Origin of the sequence: Thauera terpenica 58Eu, assembly GCF_000443165.1 — a bacterium.
Taxonomy (GTDB): Bacteria; Pseudomonadota; Gammaproteobacteria; order Burkholderiales; family Rhodocyclaceae; genus Thauera; species Thauera terpenica.
The window spans coordinates 1-3812 of sequence record NZ_ATJV01000101.1; the positions used below are offsets into that span (position 1 = coordinate 1).

Consider the following 3812-nt stretch of genomic DNA (forward strand, 5'->3'; position numbering starts at 1 on the left):
GTGCTGATAGAACCGGATCGTCTCCACATTGACCCCGGCCGCCTTACCGAAGGCGCCGATGGTCAGGTTCTTCAGACCGTTCTCCATCCCGCTTGACTCCGTAGTTGACTACGGCAGTAACGTTACAACATCAAGCGAAGACCCAGAAGGAGAAGCTTTATGTCAGAACCCAAGACCGGTCGTGGCGCGCTGGCCACCGGAGGTGTCGCGGCCATCCTCGCCTCGACCTGCTGCCTCGGCCCCCTCGTGTTGGTCGCGCTTGGCTTTTCCGGCGCCTGGATCGGCAACCTGACGGTGCTGGAGCCATACCGCCCGATCTTCATCGGCACGGCGCTGGTGGCGCTGTTCTTTGCTTACCGGCGCATCTTCCACCCGGTGCAAGCCTGCAAGCCGGGGGAGGTCTGCGCAGTTCCACAGGTGCGCGGCAGCTACAAGCTCATTTTCTGGATCGTGGCCGCGCTGGTTCTGGTCGCGCTCGCCTTTCCCTTCGTCGTGCCATTTTTCTACTGATCAGGAGTTCGCCATGAAAAAGCTGTTTGCCTCCCTCGTCCTCGTCGCCGTTGCTGCCCCGGTGTGGGCCGCCACGCAGACTGTCACGCTGTCGGTGCCCGGCATGACTTGCGCCGCCTGCCCGATCACGGTCAAGAAGGCGCTCTCCAAGGTCGAAGGCGTGAGCAAGACTGCGGTGAGCTTCGAGAAGCTCGAGGCCGTCGTCACCTTCGACGATGCCAAGACCAGCGTGCAGGCCCTGACCAAGGCCACCGCCGATGCCGGCTATCCGTCCGAGCTCAAGAGGTGATCCCTGGATAACCGGACCTTGCTCAAGACCGGCATCACCGGTTCGGTGATCGCCGCCATATGCTGCGCGACCCCCGTGCTCGTGATTGCGCTCGGCGTCCTGGGTCTGTCCGCCTGGGTCGGGTGGCTCGATTACGTGCTGATCCCGGCCCTCGTCGTTTTTGTCGGCATCACGATCTACGCGCTGCGTCGCCGGCGGGCGGAAGCCGCTTGCTGCGCTGTTGGAGTCGGAGAAAACCAGAAGAAGGGGATATGAAATGAATAGCCGTGTTCTGCATGTTACCGGGATGACTTGCGATTCCTGCGCAAACCACGTCGAGAAGGCGCTTCTCACCGTGCCCGGTGTTCATAAGGCGGAGGTGTCCTACCCTGACGCCTTGGCCCGTGTGAGCGGGGAGCCGGCGCTTGATCCGACGATGCTCGTCTCGGCAGTCGCAGCAGCTGGCTACCGGGCCGCGCTCGCCGATGCGCCGCCCGCCGCGATGGGAAGCGGGTTGCTCGGCAAGATGCGCGAGTGGCTGGGCAGTGGCGACAAGGCGGGCGGCGATGGGGGTGGTTTGCATATCGCTGTCATCGGCAGCGGCGGTGCCGCGATGGCGGCGGCGCTGAAGGCCGTCGAGCAAGGCGCGCGGGTCACGTTGATCGAGCGCGGCACCCTCGGCGGCACCTGTGTCAATGTGGGCTGCGTGCCGTCCAAGATCATGATCCGCGCCGCGCACATTGCCCACCTGCGGCGAGAAAGCCCGTTTGACGGCGGGATCGCCGCGGCACCGCCGGCGATCCTGCGCGAGCGGCTGCTGGCCCAGCAGCAGGCGCGGGTCGATGAGCTGCGCCACGCCAAATACGAAAACATCCTGGACGGCAACACCGCCATTACCATGCTGCGCGGCGAAGCGCGCTTCAGGGACGGCCACCACCTCACGGTGCGCCTGACCGACGGTGGCGAGCGCGAGGTGGCCTTTGACCGCTGCCTGATCGCCACCGGCGCCAGTGCGGCCGTGCCGCCGATCCCCGGACTGAAGGACACGCCCTACTGGACGTCCACCGAGGCGCTGGAAAGCGACACGATCCCGCAGCGGCTCGCCGTCATCGGCTCGTCGGTGGTAGCCGTCGAACTGGCGCAAGCCTTCGCCCGGCTCGGGAGCCGGGTGACGATCCTGGCGCGCAGCACGCTGTTCTTTCGCGAGGACCCGGCGATCGGCGAGGCCGTCACCGCCGCCTTCCGTGCCGAGGGCATCGAGGTGCAGGAGCATACCCAGGCGAGCCACGTCGCTTATGCCGCCGGGGAATTCGTGCTGACCACTGGGCACGGCATCGTTGCCGCCGACAAGCTGCTGGTCGCCACCGGCCGCACACCGAACACACGCGGCCTGAACCTCGAAGCGGCGGGCGTCACGATCAACGCGCAGGGCGCCATCGTCATCGACAAGGGCATGCGCACGAGTAACCCGCACATTTACGCCGCCGGCGACTGCACCGACCAGCCGCAGTTCGTCTATGTGGCGGCCGCGGCGGGCACCCGTGCCGCGATCAACATGACCGGCGGTGACGCGGCGCTGGATCTGAGCGCGATGCCAGCCGTGGTGTTCACCGATCCGCAAGTGGCGACGGTGGGCTACAGCGAGGCGAAAGCGCACCACGACGGCATCGAGACTGACAGCCGTACGCTCACGCTCGACAACGTACCGCGCGCGCTCGCCAACTTCGACACGCGCGGCTTCATCAAGCTGGTCATCGAGGAAGGTAGCGGACGGCTCATCGGTGTACAGGCGGTGGCGCCCGAAGCGGGCGAACTGATCCAGACCGCAGTGCTCGCGATCCGCAATCGCATGACGGTGCAGGAACTGGCCGACCAGTTGTTCCCGTACCTGACGATGGTCGAAGGGTTGAAGCTCGCGGCGCAGACGTTCAACAAGGACGTGAAGCAGCTGTCCTGCTGCGCCGGGTGAGGAACAGGAGGTGGTCGATGAACGCCTACACGGTATCGCGTCTGGCCCATGAGGCCGGTGTGAGCGTACATGTCGTGCGCGATTACAAGGTGCGTGGGCTGCTGCGGCCGGTGGCGCGCACCGCCGGCGGCTACGGGGTGTTCGACGCGGCCGCCTTGCAGCGGCTGTGCTTCGTGCGAGCCGCCCTGGAGGCCGGCATCGGCCTCGACCTGCTGACGCGGCTGTGCCGGGCGCTGGACACCGCAGACGGCGATGAAGCGTCGGCGCATCTTGCCGACCTGTGCCACCTCGTCGAGCGCCGACGCCAAGCGCTGACGAACCTGGAAACGCAGTTGACCGAATTGGCGCACAGCACGTCGGAGATCTCGGCATGAACAGCCCGGAGCGCGTTTCCCCCGAGGCGCGCAAGCCGGTCGCCGGCTACCTGTGGGGCCTGCTCGCCGCGCTGACCTGTCCCTGCCACCTGCCGGTGCTCGCCATCGTTCTTGCCGGCACCACCGCCGGTGCGTTCCTCGGCAAGTATTGGGGCATTGCGGCGTTCGGCCTGACCGGCTTGTTCGTCCTGTCCCTGGCGCGGGCGATGCGGGCGTTCAAGGGAAGATCATGAGCGCTACCGAGCCGGATGGCTGGACGGCGGCGCAACTGGCCCAGGCGGCCGAGCATCGGCAGCTTGAGCTGCACTACCAGCCCATCGTCGATCTGCGCCGCGGCCGAATTGCCAGCGCGGAAGCGCTGCTGCGCTGGCGGCACCCGAGCCTTGGCCTGCTGCCGCCGGGCGCGTTCCTGCCACTGGCCGAATCGTCCGGGCTGATGCCCAAAATCGGCGCGTGGGTGCTGGGTGAAGCCTGCCGTCAGATGCAGCGCTGGCTGGCGTTGAATTGGCGGCCGTTTCGATTGGCCGTTAATGGGGTCGCCTCAGAAAACGGAAAATAAAGCACGCTAAGCCCTTACTTACCCAGATGTTTGACTTTTCGTGGCACTTTCACCATGGCAATTGCAATTGCCCAACCCTTGCAAAATGCCGCACGCCTCTACAGATCGAGAGCCAGAACACTTCTCGCGCAA

General features: G+C 65.9%; 7 protein-coding genes. All 7 read left to right on the forward strand.

The genetic code is table 11. From position 1 onward, the window contains the following. Positions 1 to 159 precede the first annotated feature (159 nt). From merT to M622_RS37060, 7 genes are read left to right on the forward strand one after another with little or no spacing between them, the layout of a single operon-like run. Positions 160 to 510: a mercuric ion transporter MerT gene (gene merT, locus M622_RS37030; protein WP_008063289.1), complete on the forward strand. Its 351-nt coding sequence runs from the start codon at positions 160 to 162 to the stop codon at positions 508 to 510. A 13-nt stretch (positions 511 to 523) separates the two neighbouring features. Beyond that, on the forward strand, positions 524 to 799 hold the full coding sequence (merP, locus tag M622_RS37035; protein ID WP_008063288.1) for a mercury resistance system periplasmic binding protein MerP: 276 nt from the start codon (positions 524 to 526) through the stop codon (positions 797 to 799). A gap of 18 nt (positions 800 to 817) precedes the next feature. Next, a complete protein-coding gene (gene merF, locus M622_RS37040) occupies positions 818 to 1054 on the forward strand; it encodes a mercury resistance system transport protein MerF (RefSeq protein ID WP_008063286.1) in 237 nt (78 codons plus the stop codon). Position 1055: 1 nt separating this feature from the next. Further along, positions 1056 to 2747, forward strand: a complete 1692-nt coding sequence (gene merA / locus M622_RS37045) for a mercury(II) reductase (RefSeq protein ID WP_008063285.1) — start codon at positions 1056 to 1058, stop codon at positions 2745 to 2747. A gap of 17 nt (positions 2748 to 2764) precedes the next feature. After that, complete coding sequence (merD, locus tag M622_RS37050; protein WP_008063284.1) at positions 2765 to 3121, forward strand: mercury resistance co-regulator MerD; 357 nt, start codon at positions 2765 to 2767, stop codon at positions 3119 to 3121. Then, positions 3118 to 3354: a broad-spectrum mercury transporter MerE gene (gene merE, locus M622_RS37055; protein ID WP_008063283.1), complete on the forward strand. Its 237-nt coding sequence runs from the start codon at positions 3118 to 3120 to the stop codon at positions 3352 to 3354. The genes merD and merE overlap by 4 nt, the downstream gene beginning before the upstream one ends. Beyond that, positions 3351 to 3680 carry an EAL domain-containing protein gene (locus M622_RS37060; protein WP_008063282.1) on the forward strand — a complete coding sequence of 110 codons (330 nt, stop codon included), beginning with the start codon at positions 3351 to 3353 and terminating at the stop codon, positions 3678 to 3680. Before merE ends, M622_RS37060 begins: the two co-directional genes overlap by 4 nt. The last annotated feature ends 132 nt before the right edge of the window (positions 3681 to 3812 follow it).